This window comes from Vibrio sp. VP6, assembly GCF_028823755.1.
GTDB lineage: Bacteria > Pseudomonadota > Gammaproteobacteria > Enterobacterales > Vibrionaceae > Vibrio > Vibrio parahaemolyticus.
Genome location: NZ_JAPEID010000020.1, coordinates 54550 through 69196 on the forward strand (window position 1 = coordinate 54550; position 14647 = coordinate 69196).

15 protein-coding genes are annotated in these 14647 nt (G+C 44.4%); 7 read left to right on the forward strand and 8 right to left on the reverse strand.

The window, feature by feature from the left end:
- Positions 1-6: 6 nt before the first annotated feature.
- On the reverse strand, positions 7-465 hold the full coding sequence (locus OU793_RS14055; protein WP_015313152.1) for an NUDIX pyrophosphatase: 459 nt from the start codon (positions 463-465) through the stop codon (positions 7-9).
- Positions 466-648: 183 nt separating this feature from the next.
- Between OU793_RS14055 and OU793_RS14060 the strand changes: the two genes are divergently transcribed.
- Positions 649-1554 (forward strand): DMT family transporter, encoded by a 906-nt coding sequence (locus OU793_RS14060; protein ID WP_025535266.1) that lies wholly within the window; start codon positions 649-651, stop codon positions 1552-1554.
- Between the two features lie 83 nt (positions 1555-1637).
- On the opposite strand, the gene OU793_RS14065 is transcribed toward OU793_RS14060, so the two are convergent.
- Positions 1638-1952, reverse strand: coding sequence for a multidrug efflux SMR transporter (locus OU793_RS14065; RefSeq protein ID WP_140103337.1), 315 nt, complete (start codon positions 1950-1952; stop codon positions 1638-1640).
- 154 nt (positions 1953-2106) lie between these two features.
- Positions 2107-4212: a M4 family metallopeptidase gene (locus OU793_RS14070; RefSeq protein WP_159404330.1), complete on the reverse strand. Its 2106-nt coding sequence runs from the start codon at positions 4210-4212 to the stop codon at positions 2107-2109.
- 350 nt (positions 4213-4562) lie between these two features.
- Here OU793_RS14070 and OU793_RS14075 point away from each other — a divergent pair, with 350 nt between their 5' ends.
- On the forward strand, positions 4563-5930 hold the full coding sequence (locus OU793_RS14075) for an endonuclease/exonuclease/phosphatase family protein (RefSeq protein WP_031851659.1): 1368 nt from the start codon (positions 4563-4565) through the stop codon (positions 5928-5930).
- Between the two features lie 75 nt (positions 5931-6005).
- Here OU793_RS14075 and OU793_RS14080 read toward each other — a convergent pair whose 3' ends face one another.
- The 4 genes from OU793_RS14080 to OU793_RS14095 form a co-directional block, all read right to left on the reverse strand.
- Entirely contained in the window at positions 6006-6545 is a 540-nt protein-coding gene (locus OU793_RS14080) for a phosphatase PAP2 family protein (RefSeq protein WP_020835216.1), read from the reverse strand.
- A gap of 387 nt (positions 6546-6932) precedes the next feature.
- The gene (locus OU793_RS14085; protein WP_021821572.1) at positions 6933-7319 is read right to left on the reverse strand and encodes an MAPEG family protein; all 387 of its coding nucleotides are present in this window, start codon (positions 7317-7319) and stop codon (positions 6933-6935) included.
- A gap of 204 nt (positions 7320-7523) precedes the next feature.
- Positions 7524-8429 carry an EamA family transporter RarD gene (gene rarD / locus OU793_RS14090; protein WP_069529711.1) on the reverse strand — a complete coding sequence of 302 codons (906 nt, stop codon included), beginning with the start codon at positions 8427-8429 and terminating at the stop codon, positions 7524-7526.
- An 88-nt stretch (positions 8430-8517) separates the two neighbouring features.
- Positions 8518-9240: a sulfite exporter TauE/SafE family protein gene (locus tag OU793_RS14095; RefSeq protein ID WP_005486597.1), complete on the reverse strand. Its 723-nt coding sequence runs from the start codon at positions 9238-9240 to the stop codon at positions 8518-8520.
- 377 nt (positions 9241-9617) lie between these two features.
- Here OU793_RS14095 and OU793_RS14100 point away from each other — a divergent pair, with 377 nt between their 5' ends.
- Complete coding sequence (locus tag OU793_RS14100) at positions 9618-10145, forward strand: type II secretion system protein (RefSeq protein WP_005498659.1); 528 nt, start codon at positions 9618-9620, stop codon at positions 10143-10145.
- Positions 10146-10211: 66 nt separating this feature from the next.
- On the opposite strand, the gene OU793_RS14105 is transcribed toward OU793_RS14100, so the two are convergent.
- Positions 10212-11186, reverse strand: coding sequence for a chemotaxis protein CheV (locus OU793_RS14105; protein ID WP_005481272.1), 975 nt, complete (start codon positions 11184-11186; stop codon positions 10212-10214).
- Positions 11187-11734: 548 nt separating this feature from the next.
- Here OU793_RS14105 and OU793_RS14110 point away from each other — a divergent pair.
- The 4 genes from OU793_RS14110 to OU793_RS14125 all read left to right on the forward strand — a co-directional run bounded on the left by OU793_RS14110 (position 11735) and on the right by OU793_RS14125 (position 14637).
- The gene (locus OU793_RS14110; RefSeq protein ID WP_015313144.1) at positions 11735-12070 is read left to right on the forward strand and encodes an Hpt domain-containing protein; all 336 of its coding nucleotides are present in this window, start codon (positions 11735-11737) and stop codon (positions 12068-12070) included.
- 96 nt (positions 12071-12166) lie between these two features.
- Entirely contained in the window at positions 12167-13798 is a 1632-nt protein-coding gene (locus tag OU793_RS14115) for a response regulator (protein WP_029828337.1), read from the forward strand.
- A gap of 73 nt (positions 13799-13871) precedes the next feature.
- On the forward strand, positions 13872-14036 hold the full coding sequence (locus OU793_RS14120) for a hypothetical protein (RefSeq protein ID WP_005454149.1): 165 nt from the start codon (positions 13872-13874) through the stop codon (positions 14034-14036).
- Positions 14029-14637 (forward strand): response regulator transcription factor, encoded by a 609-nt coding sequence (locus tag OU793_RS14125; protein WP_005454317.1) that lies wholly within the window; start codon positions 14029-14031, stop codon positions 14635-14637. The genes OU793_RS14120 and OU793_RS14125 overlap by 8 nt, the downstream gene beginning before the upstream one ends.
- Positions 14638-14647: the final 10 nt, after the last annotated feature.

Below are 14647 nucleotides of genomic sequence, written 5' to 3' on the forward strand. Positions count from 1 at the left end.
CCTTTCCTAGCTGTTTTGCTCGATCAATGTATACGGTGTCAGCGACTCCACATCAACATAGTACTGCCAAACATGATCATAGAGATGATGTTGATTGGCAAACGGCGTAAGCTGCTTTGCTTCTTCCAGCGAACACCAGCGATACTCCGTGTGTTCTTCATTAAGCACCACAGGTTGGTTTGGCGGACAAAATAACACAAAGCATGGGATGACCAAGATTCGGTTCTCCTTCGCTTCGTAGAACTGTTCTAAAAAGTCCGCCTTATGTAACTCAACATCGTCAATCTGCGTCTCTTCTTTTAGCTCTCTCAGAATGGTTTGCCATCCTGTTTCACCAGCCTCTACACCACCAGCCACATGGCACCAATACCCGCCTTTAACGCGTTTGAGTAACAGAATTTTATCTACGCCATCAATTCGAGAGATGACAACGCCAGAGACATGCGTCGCTTGTATTGGGATCATGTGTGCTCCTTAAATATCTAGATATTTCCTAGATGCGCTCCATGCGCGAAAGAAAGATAGGTTGATTGAGAACCCACAGTCTACCGCTTATTCTTTCTCTCGGCAGAGATGTTTGAATGCCGCCGATCATTTTGTCTGTTGAGTATGCTAAAGTGCGATCTGTCGCAACAAATGAGCAGTAAAATGTCTAATTCACTCAACGCTATGGTTCCCATTGGTGTGCGCTTTATGGTGCTCTCCGCTTTCGGGTTCGCGCTAATGTCGGCCACGGTAAAGCATGTCAGTCTTCATGGTATCCCTGTCTTTGAAATCGTTGCAGCAAGAGCACTCGTTTCTTTAGTGATCAGTTATTTAGATGTGAAACGAAAACGAATCTCTGTTTGGGGCAACAACAAACCACTACTCTTAGCGCGTGGCGCGGTGGGCACCTTCGCGCTGATGTGTGTTTACTATTCGGTGACCACGTTACCTTTGGCAGAAGCAACCATCTTCCAATACATTCATCCGGTATTTACGGCGCTGCTCGCTGTCATTTTTTTGAAAGAACGAATTCAGCCCACAACCTTCATTTGTATTGCGCTATGTTTGCTCGGCGTCTACGTCATGGTTCGGCCAGAAACCGGCGTAGAATCTGCACAAACACTTCCGATGTTCAGTGTAATGATTGCTATTTTAGGTGCTTTTGGTAGCTCTATTGCTTATGTCATTGTAAGAAAGCTTAGCCAAACCGAAGACAGCTCGGTGATCATTTTCTACTTCCCACTTGTGGCGCTACCAACGTCCATCCTGTTTATGGGAGATAACTTTGTCATGCCAGATCTTTACCTGACGTGTATGTTGGTATTGGTCGGCGTGTTCACTCAAATTGGTCAACTTGGGCTGACTAAGGCGATGCAAACTCAACAAGCAGGTAAAGCATCAGCCTACTCTTACGTCCAGATTGTCTTTTCGGTACTGTTAGGCATTGTGTTCTTTGGCGAGCTTCCATCACTATGGACATACATTGGCGGCGCGTTAATTGTAGCGGGCGCATTGATCAATGTGTTCGGCCATCATTTACGGTTGCCCTTTATTAAGCGCAGTGCTTAACGCTTCCATACCAAACGGGCAAGATATTTAAATGCAAAAAAGCCAGAGTCGACTCTGGCTTTTCTTTTATGTTTAACCCGGCGTTAAGCAGAGATTTTTAACCCTGCAATACCTGCCACAATCATCAATAAACTCAGTGCTTTAATTAGCGTTGCTGGCTCATTGAACAAGTAAATACTGACGATTACCGTGCCTATTGCACCAATGCCAACCCAGACGCCATAAGCGATGCCTAAAGGTAAGGTTCTTAGCGCGATACCAAGCAGCCAAAAGCTCAACAACATAAAAACGATGGTGAACGCCGAAGCGCCAAATTTGGTAAACCCTTGTGAATATTTAAGACCGACAGCCCATGCGATTTCACACAAGCCCGCAATGAAGAGAATTCCCCAAGCCATGTCATATTTCCCAACGAGATTGGGGTCGTCCCCGAGAAAAGATAGAGCGGTGAGGTCGTCCTCACTTCTGTGTGGCTCTCGAGTATAATCAAAAATTCGTAAGAGAAAAATAAGGCTCTGAGAATTTCAGAGCCTTAGGAAATATGCTTTGTCGCTATGGTTTGAGAATGACAAAAGTTTGCCCATCACTCAGCGTGAAGCTTACCGAACCAGTTTTTTTATCAATACCCGATTTGCTACACTCGCTATCATTGCCACATGAATCACTAGGGTTGTTGTTCCACACGCCACCAAGCAATCCTGAGCCCGTGACAATCGCCGTCCACGTTTTGCCATTGTTGATGGATTGTGTTGTCACTCCGCCAGAAGGTGGTGGGGCTTCTTGTTCTGTATAACTCGCGGTTACACTCACGTTACTAATACCGCTATACGCGTAAACCCCAATATGCCACGTCCCTTCACTTGGCGTAGCAAAACTGCACACTTCGTTACTATTCGAGCTGATAGAGCGACAATCGTAGTTTGACAAACTTGGCGCACTGCCCAACTTAACGTAGAGGTCGGCATCCCCATTTGAACCTGCGGTCGTGATGGTTAAGTCTGAACCGTTTGCTGGCACATCAATAGTGAAGCAGTGCCACTGCCCTGTCGAAGCAGATTCGATATTGCTTGATGTCCCATTACTCAACGACACAGCATCACAAGCGCTTGAAGGTGGTTCAACGACACCACCATCCGTCGACACGCCAACTTGGGCAAAAGCCGCCGTCACATCACTCACAGGTAAGCTTAAGTCTTGCGCCGCCGCCAATACACCAGCAGCAGCTGAATCAAACGTCGCACTTGGTGTCCAATAGTTTTGGTTCGCGTGGGCAAATGCCTTGAAGGTATTTTCAGTGCCCCAACCATAATCGACGGCTAACAGATAAAACGCCTTGTTAAACACACCACTAGAGTAATGAACATCCATACCACTGACATATTGAGACGCGTGGTCAATCGAGCGTCCGTCTAACGGAGGGTTGTCCATGTAACGCAATGCGCCAGTTGGAGACTTACGAATATCAAATCCGACTTTCCAATCGTTTGAACCTCGGGAATAGAACTCTGCTGCTTCACCAGCCATATCCGAAAACGCTTCATTAATACCGCCAGATTGACCTGAATAAATCAGGTTAGAATTTTGCTCTGTAAACCCGTGGCTGACCTCATGCGCGGAGACATCCAAACTCACTAACGGATAGAAGTAACTCGCTCCGTCGCCGAATGTCATACTCGATCCATTCCAGAAGGCATTTTCATATCGCTTGCGGTAATGGACTCGCATTTGCAGCTGAAACGTCAAGGGAGCAGTATTCAACCAATCTTTGTACATGTCGTATACCACTTTGCCAAAGTAGTGCGCATCGTTTAACGGACTGTACGCGCCGTTAATCTCTTTGACCGTATTCATTGGACAATTAAAGGTGTGAACACTGCCTGAGGTTCGGCCATCTAGGTTGATGGTTTGGACGATATTAGGCGTATCCATGATACAAGTGCTCCCCGACTGCTGAACAAGTAGCGGGTCGTATTCCTTACCATACTCATAGAAACCAATCTTTTGATTGCCTCCCGGGCCATCTGCTTCTGCATGAGCTAATCCTTCATACTGCAACAGCACTTCACCGGATTTAGCATCCACGAGATAAGTTGGTCTAGTGGGGTTTACCGCTTGTTCAGAATCGGCAAAAAACTGGATCTCATAGGCTAAATGCGCAACGTCTTTGTCATCGATATAAATACGCAATCCCTGTTGTTGATCTTCGATGTGATAGCCAACATCCAAATACGGCTTTTGTACTTTGCTTCTTATTCTTTCAAGGTTGAGCTGAGGAGTCGTGTTAGAAATGTCTTGCCCGATATCATGAACTAACGTACCACCAAAGCGTTTGATTTTCCCTTGTTTATCCCGGTGTAAAACGATCTGTTTCCCCCAGATCGGAATTCCTTTGTAGGTTTGTTGATACCGAACGTGGACATCACCATTTTTGTCTTGGTTGGCTTTAAGCTTTTGAACATTATTGCCCGGCTTTAATCCAAGCGCTTTGGCGACATTTTGGGTCGCGGCAAGGTTTTGCTTTTCGAGAGAAACCACACGTCCATGATTTGGCTCTAATCGCTCCAACTGAGCGGCAGAGAGAGAAGGTGAAACAAGAAGTGGTGACACCAACACCAAGCCAACTGCGAGCTTGCGCTGATATTTTGATCCTAGATCCATCGGTAAGTCCCCTATTTTGCACAAATAGCAAAGCCAAACTGACAGATTTTATGCGCCGAATAATCCCTTAACAGGACGTTAGGCTTATTGATCTTATTCTGTTCATTGAGTCTAGCACAGGAATTTATAGACCTTATGGATGAGTTTATGGCGATTCAACGCTCTCGACACATGCCTTTAACAATTTGCATATAACCTTTTGATGTTGAAACTGTCGCATTTATTGCACAAATCACACAAAAATTGATTGTATATGTAATTATGCAAACGTTTGTGTGACTCATATCGCTTACAAATATTACTGATGTTATTAATATTTGCCCGAATCAATTATAAGGTATGACGTACCCATGAAAACAATTAAAACTTCTCTCGCTCTCCTTATCGGTGCCGCTTTACTGACTGGCTGCAATGACGACGACACGAAATACGTAAACGTTCAGCCAACTGAAGTAAAGATTGCCACCTACAACCTCTCTTTTGACCGCGCGACCTTCGAAGCTTTAGTAAATGAAATGCAAATTGAACCAGCGCAGCAAGCTGCATTGGTTAAAGCCTATTTAGACGGCTCCATCGCAGCTGAAGACAAAACCACTGCGGAAAAGGTCATTCAAATTCGCAACGTTGCTGCGATCATTCAAAAGAATCGCCCTGATGTACTGATGATGGCGGAATACAACAACGACGGAACAGGCGAAGACAAAGCTGCCCTTGAAGGCTTCCAAAAGAACTACCTGTCTGTTGCACAAAGCCTCGATGGCGCGGGCGGAGAAGCAAACCTCGAACCTATCGAATACCCTTACGCGGAGTCTTACTCTACCAACACAGGTTTGTTGAGCGATTTTGACCTCGACAACAACGGCACTGCCGGCCAAATGCCGGGGGATGCATGGGGCTTTGGCATGTACCACGGCCAATACGCCTTTGCCCTAATGTCTAAGTACAAAATTGATACGGCAAATACACGAACCTTCCAAGAGTTTAAATGGAAAGATTTAGAAGGCGCGAAAATCCCAACCATTACTATCTGTGACGGCTCACAAAAAATTCCAGACAATATGAAGTGTGGCGATGAGTGGTACTCTGCAGAGGAATGGGCTCAAGTACGCCTCTCTTCTAAAAACCACGTAGATGCACCAATTATCATCCCGACCAGCAATGGTAATGAGGTTGTTCATCTTCTGATGTCGCACCCTACACCACCAGTTTTCGATCCAGGTAAAAACCAAGCGCAAAACGCAGCGGAAGTGGAATTTTGGCACCATTACATCCAAGGAAAAGAATTTTTCTACGACGATGCAGGCAAACAAGGTGGCTTGGCGAGCGGTGCTAAATTCGTCATGATGGGCGACCAAAACCTCGATCCAGTTGCTGGCGATGGTATTAGCTCTATCATGCAAGAGCTGCATAGTGATCCGCTGGTTAACCAAGACGTGATGAACGGCAACCTGTACCCAACAAGCTTTGGCGCAGCTGAACACGCCGTTGAAAAGAGCTCAACTCACCCATATCCGAACCGTATCACTTCAACATTTGGTTTAGGTGTAGACTACGCCTTGCCTTCTGCAAACTTAAAAGTGGTTGATTCCGGCGTTTACTGGTCTGCATCTTATGAAGAAGGTCGTAAACTGTTTAACGATTCGCGCATCGGCAAATACGGTAATGGTAAAGATGTTTCATCTGACCACCGCATGATCTGGATTAAAGCGCAGTTCTAAGTAACTTCATAAACAACAAAGCCTCGGACATTTCCGAGGCTTTTTTCATTCGATTCATATATCTAACTCATACCCTTACCAACGATAAGTGATGGAGATACCCGCATCCTCGCTGGTCACCCAAGGTACAAGCTGTACATTTTCGTCATACGCATCAGTAAAAATATAAGCACTCAACGTGCCTATAGCCGCGCCTGCCAACACGTCTCGCCAGTAGTGTTTCTTGGCTTCAACACGGCCGACGCCCACTAACGCTGCCATGCTGTATGCAGGAAGTCCGGCTTCCCATCCATAACGCAAGTAAAGGTTGGTCGCAGAAGCAAATGCGTTTGCCGTGTGGTTGGATGGAAAGCTGTCGTTGTCACTTTTATCTGGGCGTTCTTCATCGATGGTCTTTTTACCAATCAAACCAACACCAGAAGCAGTGCCAATGCTTAATCCTGCTTGCCAGAACCCTTCCCAATCGCCTTTATAAGCTGGCACAGCTGCAGCGGTTGCCACTAAACCGTAAGTGCCAATATCCGTTAGAACGTCCCAGTCTTTTTCGCTCATCGCATTAACCGACTGACAGCACAGTAAAGATGCCACACCTACTACACGTATTGTTTTCTTCATTAATACAACCAATTACATTTAAACCGCGCGCAAGTTATCACACTTGTTGGTTTTATTCGATAAGGCAAACACCCTAATAGCGTGTAGAGATAGGAAACCTGAAGATAAAAAAAAGCCAACCACAAGGTGTGTGATTGGCTGTATATACTTGTGAACAATTGGGTTCACTAACAACGTCAGTTGGCTAGGTGACCCTCGGCTTAGAAAGGGTCAATAGTACTAAAGCATGAGGCGTGCCAACTTTAAAGCTCATAGAAACAGGCTGATATTTAATCAATTTCATTAAAACTTCATCAATAGCGACTGTTTGCTCACAGTTTTCATTGCAATTTGCAAACTCGATTTAGCAATTCGCAAACAGATTCGCGCTGTAGGAACTTATTAGATTTACCACAATTTTCCGTAAGGGAAGTACAACATATTCAAAACCACAAGAGACACAATCACGAGAAACGTCAGCTGCATGCCCTTCACTCTTCCTTTAAAACTCTCTTGCAGGATACCTCTGGCATGAATGATGCGGCCAATTACAAAGATAATACCGGTAAGATGAATCCAAATGGGTGCTGCGCCGTTAAACTCTAACAACGCCATAAGAATTAACGTAATGGGTATGTATTCGCTTGCGTTACTTTGTGCGCTGCGAGCAATTTGCAGTGCTTCTACGCCGCCATCTGCGTACGCAACCTTGTTAAGGCGCCTTTGTTTGATGACTTGAAACGCTAACCAAACTAAAAGTAGAGCCAGAATACTGGCATAAAGTGCAGTGATCATGTTGAGTCCTTTCTATTCAGATACCTATCCACTATACCTAAGTAACTTCAAGATGCCGAATAATGAAAAACATCGCTATTCATAACTTGAATTTCAGTGATAAAAAAAGCGCTCGACTGAGCGCTTTTATGTTTGGTTTACTTGGATGCACAATGAACTAAAACGAGCGTGGTTGGCCAAAACTTGGTTTAAACCTGATTCAACCTACACCGAATGATTAGCCAACTTTTTACGCTTTATTCCTTTCGCAACGCCTTCGAAGATCGTGAGCAACAAACCCACCCAGATAAAGGCAAACGTAACCGCTTTAACATCATCGAACAGCTCCCCAAAGAACACGACAGCAAGAATAAACTGCAAGCTCGGCTCTATGTATTGCATCAAACCAACCGTCGATAAGTTTGTAATACGAATCGCGATTGAATAGAAGATCAAAGGCAGAATCGTGATTGGTGCGCTGCCGAAGTAAAGCAATAAGGTTGTCGTATCAACGGAAGAAGCAAGCTCGCCTGTCGTCCATTGTTTGAACAGCAAATATCCCAACGCGAAAGGCGCAAGAACAAGCGCTTCAATAAACAATGTTGTGCTCCAATCATAGTTAATTTTCTTTTTGTAGAGTCCATAAAGCGCAAAGAAAAGCCCCATTGTTAAGGCAACAAACGGTAGCTGCCCGTATTGAAACACTTGGTATAACACGCCACAAGTTGCGAGCAATATTGCAATTAATTGCCCCTTAGAAAGCTTGTCTCCCAAAACAAATACACCTAAAGCGACAGACACAAGTGGCCCGATGAAAAAGCCCAAGCTTGCATCAATCACTCGATGGTGAGTCAACGCCCACGTAAATGCACTCCAAGAAATACACATTAGGCTACTTGCCACAAAGGTATACCAAAGAGACTTTTTATCTCGCCACACCTGTGACCAATTTGGCCAATGGCGAGTCACCGCGTAGATGATAAGAATCCCTACGGGTACCGAGCCAATAATGCGCCATGCCAGCAACTCATCCATTGCAGCATTAGGAAGAAAACGGTAGTAAACCGGCAGTAATCCCCAAATAACGAAGGATAACGCAGCCATAAAATTGCCGTAGTGACGATGATTCATGGGCTATTGCTCATTGAGATGAAGAAAAAGTGATGCGATTTTATAGCGCAAAAGGCGTTTGTAAAGTGATTATCATCGCGCCTAATTGTTACAGGTTCAGCCCTTGCACGACTGCCGTAAAGCCACTCACAAAACACAGCAGTAACGCACCAAAACGAATCTTTTCTTTCGGCAGCGATTGCGTCGTTTTCATCGCAAGCCAATACCCAAGCCCGGCAGCTGGTAGCAACGGAATCGTAATCACAAGATGATGCAACGTAAAGAAGCCCGCTGGGATTTGAACCACCAGAGAGATGATAGAACTGAATACGAAAAATGCCGACAAGTTACCGCGTAACTGGTTCGCTTCTTGATGTTGCAATAGCAATGCCATCGGAGGGCCACCGATTGCCGAGCTGGTACCAAACAAACCGGAGAAAAATCCAGCTAACGTCATACGCTGAGGTGTAGGTTCAATACGAAACGGAAGCACACTGACGATAACCGCGAATAGAACGAGTAAACCGATCCACAACGTCAGTGCTTGAGTGGAGACAAAGAACAGCATGAAGCCACCAGCAATAGAACCGGGAACTCGGCCAATCAGTGCCATTTTTAAACCACCGATTTCGACGCTACTGCGGTGTTTCAGCGCATTCATGATCGAAATAAACAACGCGACCAAACAGATAGGTGCAGGCACGTATTCGGGCGCCCATAGAATGAGCAATGGCGCGGCCACAATGGCTAAGCCAAAACCAATCGCAGTTTGGACAAAAGAACCGAGAAAAATCAGTCCCATCGCAAGCAAGTTAACCGAATCAAATTCCATCTAGATTGTTCTTATATTCAGATGATCAATAAGGGCGCTAGACTTATCGCATTTCGAGATAGTTGCCTAACCCCGCCTTGCGTAGCATTCCTCAATGACCAAGAAAAGACAATCTATTTGTCTGTTTTTAGACAACATTCGTTTTCGCTAACCTCACTACCAACGTAAGGCTTTTCTTACAGAAAACTGAATGCACTGCACACCAAAACAACACATATGCCGTTGATAAAATCATCAAAATGATTGATGTCGAGCTCTAGCGCTTTATTTTGCATCGCTCTATAATGCTGACCCTTTTATCAATACTGTACTTATTTCCACAACAAAAAAGCGTACAGTTATTTACTTTTTTACCTTTAACTTGCTGTGAAAATAATATGAAAAAACAGACTGGATTTACTCTAATTGAGTTAGTAGTGGTGATTGTGATACTCGGCATTCTTGCTGTCACCGCCGCACCACGTTTTTTAAACTTACAAAACGATGCTCGCGAAGCCCGCTTAGAAGGTATGAAAGGTGCCATTGAGTCGGCGTTGGGGATTGGTTACGGAAAAATGGCCATCGCCGGATTAGAGAGCAAGTCGTACGTTTCAAACTTCGTAGACAGTGGCTTGATGGCAGATTTGCCATTTGACGGCTGTAACATCGGTGGTTCAAAGCGTTGTGTGTTCTTATATGGTTACCCTGATTCAGATTCCGAATCACTAAAGCTGCTCGTACAAGGGTTAAATGAAGAAGGCTCAGACTGGAAAACATTTCATCACCCTGAGGGGTCAACAACACGAGAAATGGTTATCGCTGCTGCAGATGAAACCCGTGCGAGTCTGACCCAATGTGGCATCTTGTATGGGCCACCAATGTCACCAAACGAAAGCTATAAATTAGAAATTCTTCCTTGCCCATAACCAAATAAGGCTGCCAATCGGCAGCCTTATTACTTTTAACTCTGTGCTTGATGAGCGATACGCAAATTAAGCGAATACGTATTTATCCATCATATTCACCATACGACCAATTTCAGGCTTGGTAATGGTGTCATTAGCGCCAAGCGACAGTGCTTTTGCTCGGTTATCTTCACTCATTAGTGACGAGAACATGATGATTGGCATTTGGCGGAACGCTTCGGTTTCACGCAACCTTTTCACTAAGTGCATGCCATCCATTCGAGGCATTTCTACGTCCGTCACAACCGCATCCAGCAGTTCTCGCACTGGTAGCTGTTCTTCTTTCGCAACTTCAATCAGGCTCATCAATTTCTCATGCGCTTCACCACCATCTTTACAGGTGATAACGTTGTAACCTGACGACGCCAAAGTATCTTGAATCAGAGAACGGATGAACGCGGAATCGTCCACAACCATGATGGTTTTCGCGTTACGCTTACCAACCATGCGCTGGTTCAAATCAACAGATTTATCCACTTTCACGTCGTATTTTTCCATACTCAGCTCAGGGTTAATGTCTGCAATGATCTTTTCAAAGTCGAGGATCATAATCAGGTTGCCATCTTTGCGAACGACCGCCACAACACAATCCTGCTCACCGGCTTCTAAAAACTGACTTGGCGATTCCACATCATTCCATGAAATACGGTGAATACGTGAAATGCTGTCGATTAGGAAGCCATTGGTCATCTTGTTGAAATCGGTAACGATAACAAACTTGCGCTCAAGGTCTTGTCGCGTAGGTACACCTAACCAACCAGCCAAATCGACTAAAGGCGTTAGGACATCGCGAGATGAGAACACACCAATCATATGAGGTTGCGCGTTCGGATAATCTGTCGTCTCTGGCACGCGAATCACTTCACGTACTTTGGCAACGTTAATACCGTAATAACAGGTTTTGGTGCTGCCGTCTGGCAATTGTTTTTCTAGGTGAAACTCAATAATTTCGAGTTCATTGGTACCACTTTCAGTCAAAATGGTGCTGGTTACGTTACTCATAGACCCAATATCCAAAAAACGCGTCAAGAAAAGGCTTGATGCAATACCGTAAAGAACTTCTTCCTACGGCAAAAAATCCGAGCGTCCTTTTTAGTCTTTACGACTGTGTTTGTAAACCTTCAAAAGGACGATTACTGCACACTTCCATCTCAAACAGTGAAAATATGTCTCAATTTTGAACAAGACTTCGGTAGAGATTCTACTCTCCCGCCTTCGTTACGTTCTATAGCGGCCATAACACTGAAAAGTTTAGGAATAATTTGAGCGAATGCTTTATGCCACAAGCAAAGTTACAACGCAGAAGATAGCAATAAAATGCCACTCATTTCTAACATGAAGAAATTTGAAACGCAGCTATCGAGTATAGTGCAGCAACCTCTCCCTTATTGGCTTCCTATTTTGATGTAAGAAAAGCCTCACAACCACAACAAAACATTAGATATCAATAATTTAGAATTAGTTTAAAAACAGCCCTATACTTGACCCGTTTCTTAAAATTAATAACTATTTATCTGTTCTTAATCAATAACAAACGATGCTCCACTTATATGAATTCAGACTCTTCTCTACATACTCAATGGTTAACTCACTTTCCAGCCGATATGCAACACCACATGGCAACGGTGTATCTGGAAACCATGACAGAAGATCTCGAAGTGTTAAAAGCGCATCTACACGAACCAAAACATTCACTCCAGACCGTGCACAAGATTAAAGGCGGGCTCGCACAAATAGGCTTAGAGCATATTCATCAATCCGCTTTATTGACCGAACAATTGGGCCGCTCTGATTCCCCCCTTTATCAAACGGCGTTAGAAAAACTCATCACCGATCTAGAGCTAAGCGTTAATGACGTCCATCATTGGGTTACTCAACATACATAAAGCGATTCTCTTCCCTTAAAAAAACCTCAAGAGAAGCATTTAAGCTTCCGCTGCATTGAATTTTCTTACACGCTTTGACTGCACAAGGATTGACCCATGAGTTTTGACCGTAATCTGTGTAAAGTTCTGGTCGCTGACGATTCCAGACTGGTTACGAGCAGCGTGACCGCGATACTTCGACAACTCGATTTAAGTGACATCTATTACGCTTATAAACCTTTTGAGGTCATCAATCTTTGTAAGCAAATGCATTTTGATTTGGTGATTTGTGACTACAACTTTCAAACTCAGCTCAATGGCTTTCAGTTGTTAGAAGAGTTAAAGCACGCGCAAATTCTGCCTGCACATACAACGTTCGTCTTTTTGACCGGAGAAAATGATCACAAGATCGTGCGTTCAATAGTGGACTGCGACCCTGATGACTACTTGCTAAAACCGTTTAATCACACCTTTTTTCGCAACCGACTGCTGTCAGCCATGAAACGCAGAAGCGTGCTACTACCGATTTACGAAAAACTGCGTGAGATGGACTTTGAAGGCGTGATTGAAGCCACCGATACCCTTCTTCCCTTTCATCCCGAATATTCAAAACTGATCAGACGTTACCGTGCGCATGCAATGGTGCAAAACAAACAGTTTTCTAGCGCCCGTAGCGAATACGAAAAGTTACTCAAAGAAGACAATTTTGACTGGATTAAAACTGCACTCGCCAACACGCTAATTGAGACCGATGACTTAGAAAAAGCACAAGAAGTTCTGGAAAGCTTGAGCAGTAAAAAAGAGAACCCCTACTATCACGATGAAATGTCTAACATGGCGGTGCTCAGTGAAGACATTCCTAAAGCGATCAAACACCTTAAGCAATCGACTATGTTGTTGGATGCTGGTTCTGAGCGTGAACTGGTGATCACCAACCTCTCTTTAGCCAGCGAATCTTACGATGACGCGGTCACTTACATTAAGCGCTACTACGAAAAGAACGAAAATACCTTCCGAGGCGGCATCTTCACCAAACTGAATTTTGTGCGCTGCCACTTATATAGAGCGCTCAATGCACCTTCAAATCAATGCTTTGAAAACCTTTTGTTTGGATTAAACCCACTGATTGGTGAAATAGAGAAGAACTCGCAATTCAAAGCCCAATTTGTATTGATTGACGCGCACATCGCGCTGATTCGTGGTGATTTAAAAGCCGCTATTTCTCAAGTCAGAGCGGTACTAGCCAGCAATCAACTGTCGCACTTCTATGATCTTTACCATCTGTGCGTACTGCTCGAACGTTGTTCATTTTTAAGTGAAATGAAATCGATGTTGCCACGTGCTCGCCGAGCCATTGCCGAAGCGCAACATCCAAGTATTTTCCGAAGCCAAGTGCACATGCTCAAAAGCCTCGAAGTTCGCTTGCAAGAATCGCAGACCAAAATCGAGCAAATCCGAAGACAAATTACCGCTCAGAAGTCGATTTCAACCTCCTCAATCACGCCGCACTTTGATCGCTACTTTCAACTGCATGACCTTCTTCCTCACTCCAAGAAAATCTGTTTAGCGATTGTGAGGTTAGCGTCACTTCGCCCATTTGAGTATCGCGGCGAATACGCGATTTATCGTAAGCTCGAGCATTGTGACCGCGTAATACGAAACTTGTGTGATAACCGAGAATTACAATCCATTAAATACAACAACATGTATCAATATGCGAAACAGAACATCACGGTCAGCAATGGATGAATTAACGTTTTCTGTTTGTTAGTTTTCTGTCAGAGCGTGTTTTTACACAATTTTCTCATCGTTAAGTGTTTCAATGGCTGCCGCCAACATTCCAAAAAATAAGACACTGATTTTCATTTTTGGAAAGAGTCATTTTCCTTCCTCTCAGCAAGGTTTTTCCTACAATCCTACTCATCCAATCGAGCTGTTGCCTGACAGCGTACTAGTTGAAATATTAGATGAGGTTCACTTTGAATAACGTTCTTATTATCGACGACCAGCCATTGTACAGCGAAGCGCTTGCTTCTCTTGTTGAAAATGCAATCAACACAGCTGAAGTAATCCAAACCACTGACAGTGCGGAAGTAATGGAGCTCGTTCGAAGTCAAAGGATTGATTTGATTATATTAGACGTAGTGCTTGGCGACCGAGATGGTATGCGTTTAGCCAAAAACATTTTAGCGACGGGCTATCGTGGACGACTGTTGTTTGTCTCTTCACGAGACTACTCTAGCCTTTCTAAAGCCGCTTACGAAATGGGCGCTAACGGCTTCTTAAACAAGAATGAAGCAAGAGAAACTATCGCCGATGCGATTGTGAGTGTGTCTCGCGGTTACTCGATGTTTAAGTCGACTCACACGCCATCATCGGGTGATGTGACGCTATCAAACCGCGAAGCTATGGTGTTCCATTACTTAGCGCAAGGCTACTCAAATAAGAAGATTTCTGAGCAGCTTTCACTGAGCGCTAAAACGATCAGTACTTACAAAACACGTATCTTGAAGAAGTACCACGCAGACTCATTGATTGAGCTGCTGCATACTATCCCTCAGTCAGAAAACATTCAGTTTTGCCGCTAAGCACTGAGAA

Excerpts from the sequence above, each read along its gene's own strand:
- OU793_RS14055 (WP_015313152.1), bottom strand. The coding sequence starts at position 465 with ATGATCCCAATACAAGCGACGCATGTCTCTGGCGTTGTCATCTCTCGA.
- OU793_RS14060 (WP_025535266.1), top strand. The coding sequence starts at position 649 with ATGTCTAATTCACTCAACGCTATGGTTCCCATTGGTGTGCGCTTTATG.
- OU793_RS14065 (WP_140103337.1), bottom strand. The coding sequence starts at position 1,952 with ATGGCTTGGGGAATTCTCTTCATTGCGGGCTTGTGTGAAATCGCATGG.
- OU793_RS14070 (WP_159404330.1), bottom strand. The coding sequence starts at position 4,212 with ATGGATCTAGGATCAAAATATCAGCGCAAGCTCGCAGTTGGCTTGGTG.
- OU793_RS14075 (WP_031851659.1), top strand. The coding sequence starts at position 4,563 with ATGAAAACAATTAAAACTTCTCTCGCTCTCCTTATCGGTGCCGCTTTA.
- OU793_RS14080 (WP_020835216.1), bottom strand. The coding sequence starts at position 6,545 with ATGAAGAAAACAATACGTGTAGTAGGTGTGGCATCTTTACTGTGCTGT.
- OU793_RS14085 (WP_021821572.1), bottom strand. The coding sequence starts at position 7,319 with ATGATCACTGCACTTTATGCCAGTATTCTGGCTCTACTTTTAGTTTGG.
- rarD (WP_069529711.1), bottom strand. The coding sequence starts at position 8,429 with ATGAATCATCGTCACTACGGCAATTTTATGGCTGCGTTATCCTTCGTT.
- OU793_RS14095 (WP_005486597.1), bottom strand. The coding sequence starts at position 9,240 with ATGGAATTTGATTCGGTTAACTTGCTTGCGATGGGACTGATTTTTCTC.
- OU793_RS14100 (WP_005498659.1), top strand. The coding sequence starts at position 9,618 with ATGAAAAAACAGACTGGATTTACTCTAATTGAGTTAGTAGTGGTGATT.
- OU793_RS14105 (WP_005481272.1), bottom strand. The coding sequence starts at position 11,186 with ATGAGTAACGTAACCAGCACCATTTTGACTGAAAGTGGTACCAATGAA.
- OU793_RS14110 (WP_015313144.1), top strand. The coding sequence starts at position 11,735 with ATGAATTCAGACTCTTCTCTACATACTCAATGGTTAACTCACTTTCCA.
- OU793_RS14115 (WP_029828337.1), top strand. The coding sequence starts at position 12,167 with ATGAGTTTTGACCGTAATCTGTGTAAAGTTCTGGTCGCTGACGATTCC.
- OU793_RS14120 (WP_005454149.1), top strand. The coding sequence starts at position 13,872 with ATGGCTGCCGCCAACATTCCAAAAAATAAGACACTGATTTTCATTTTT.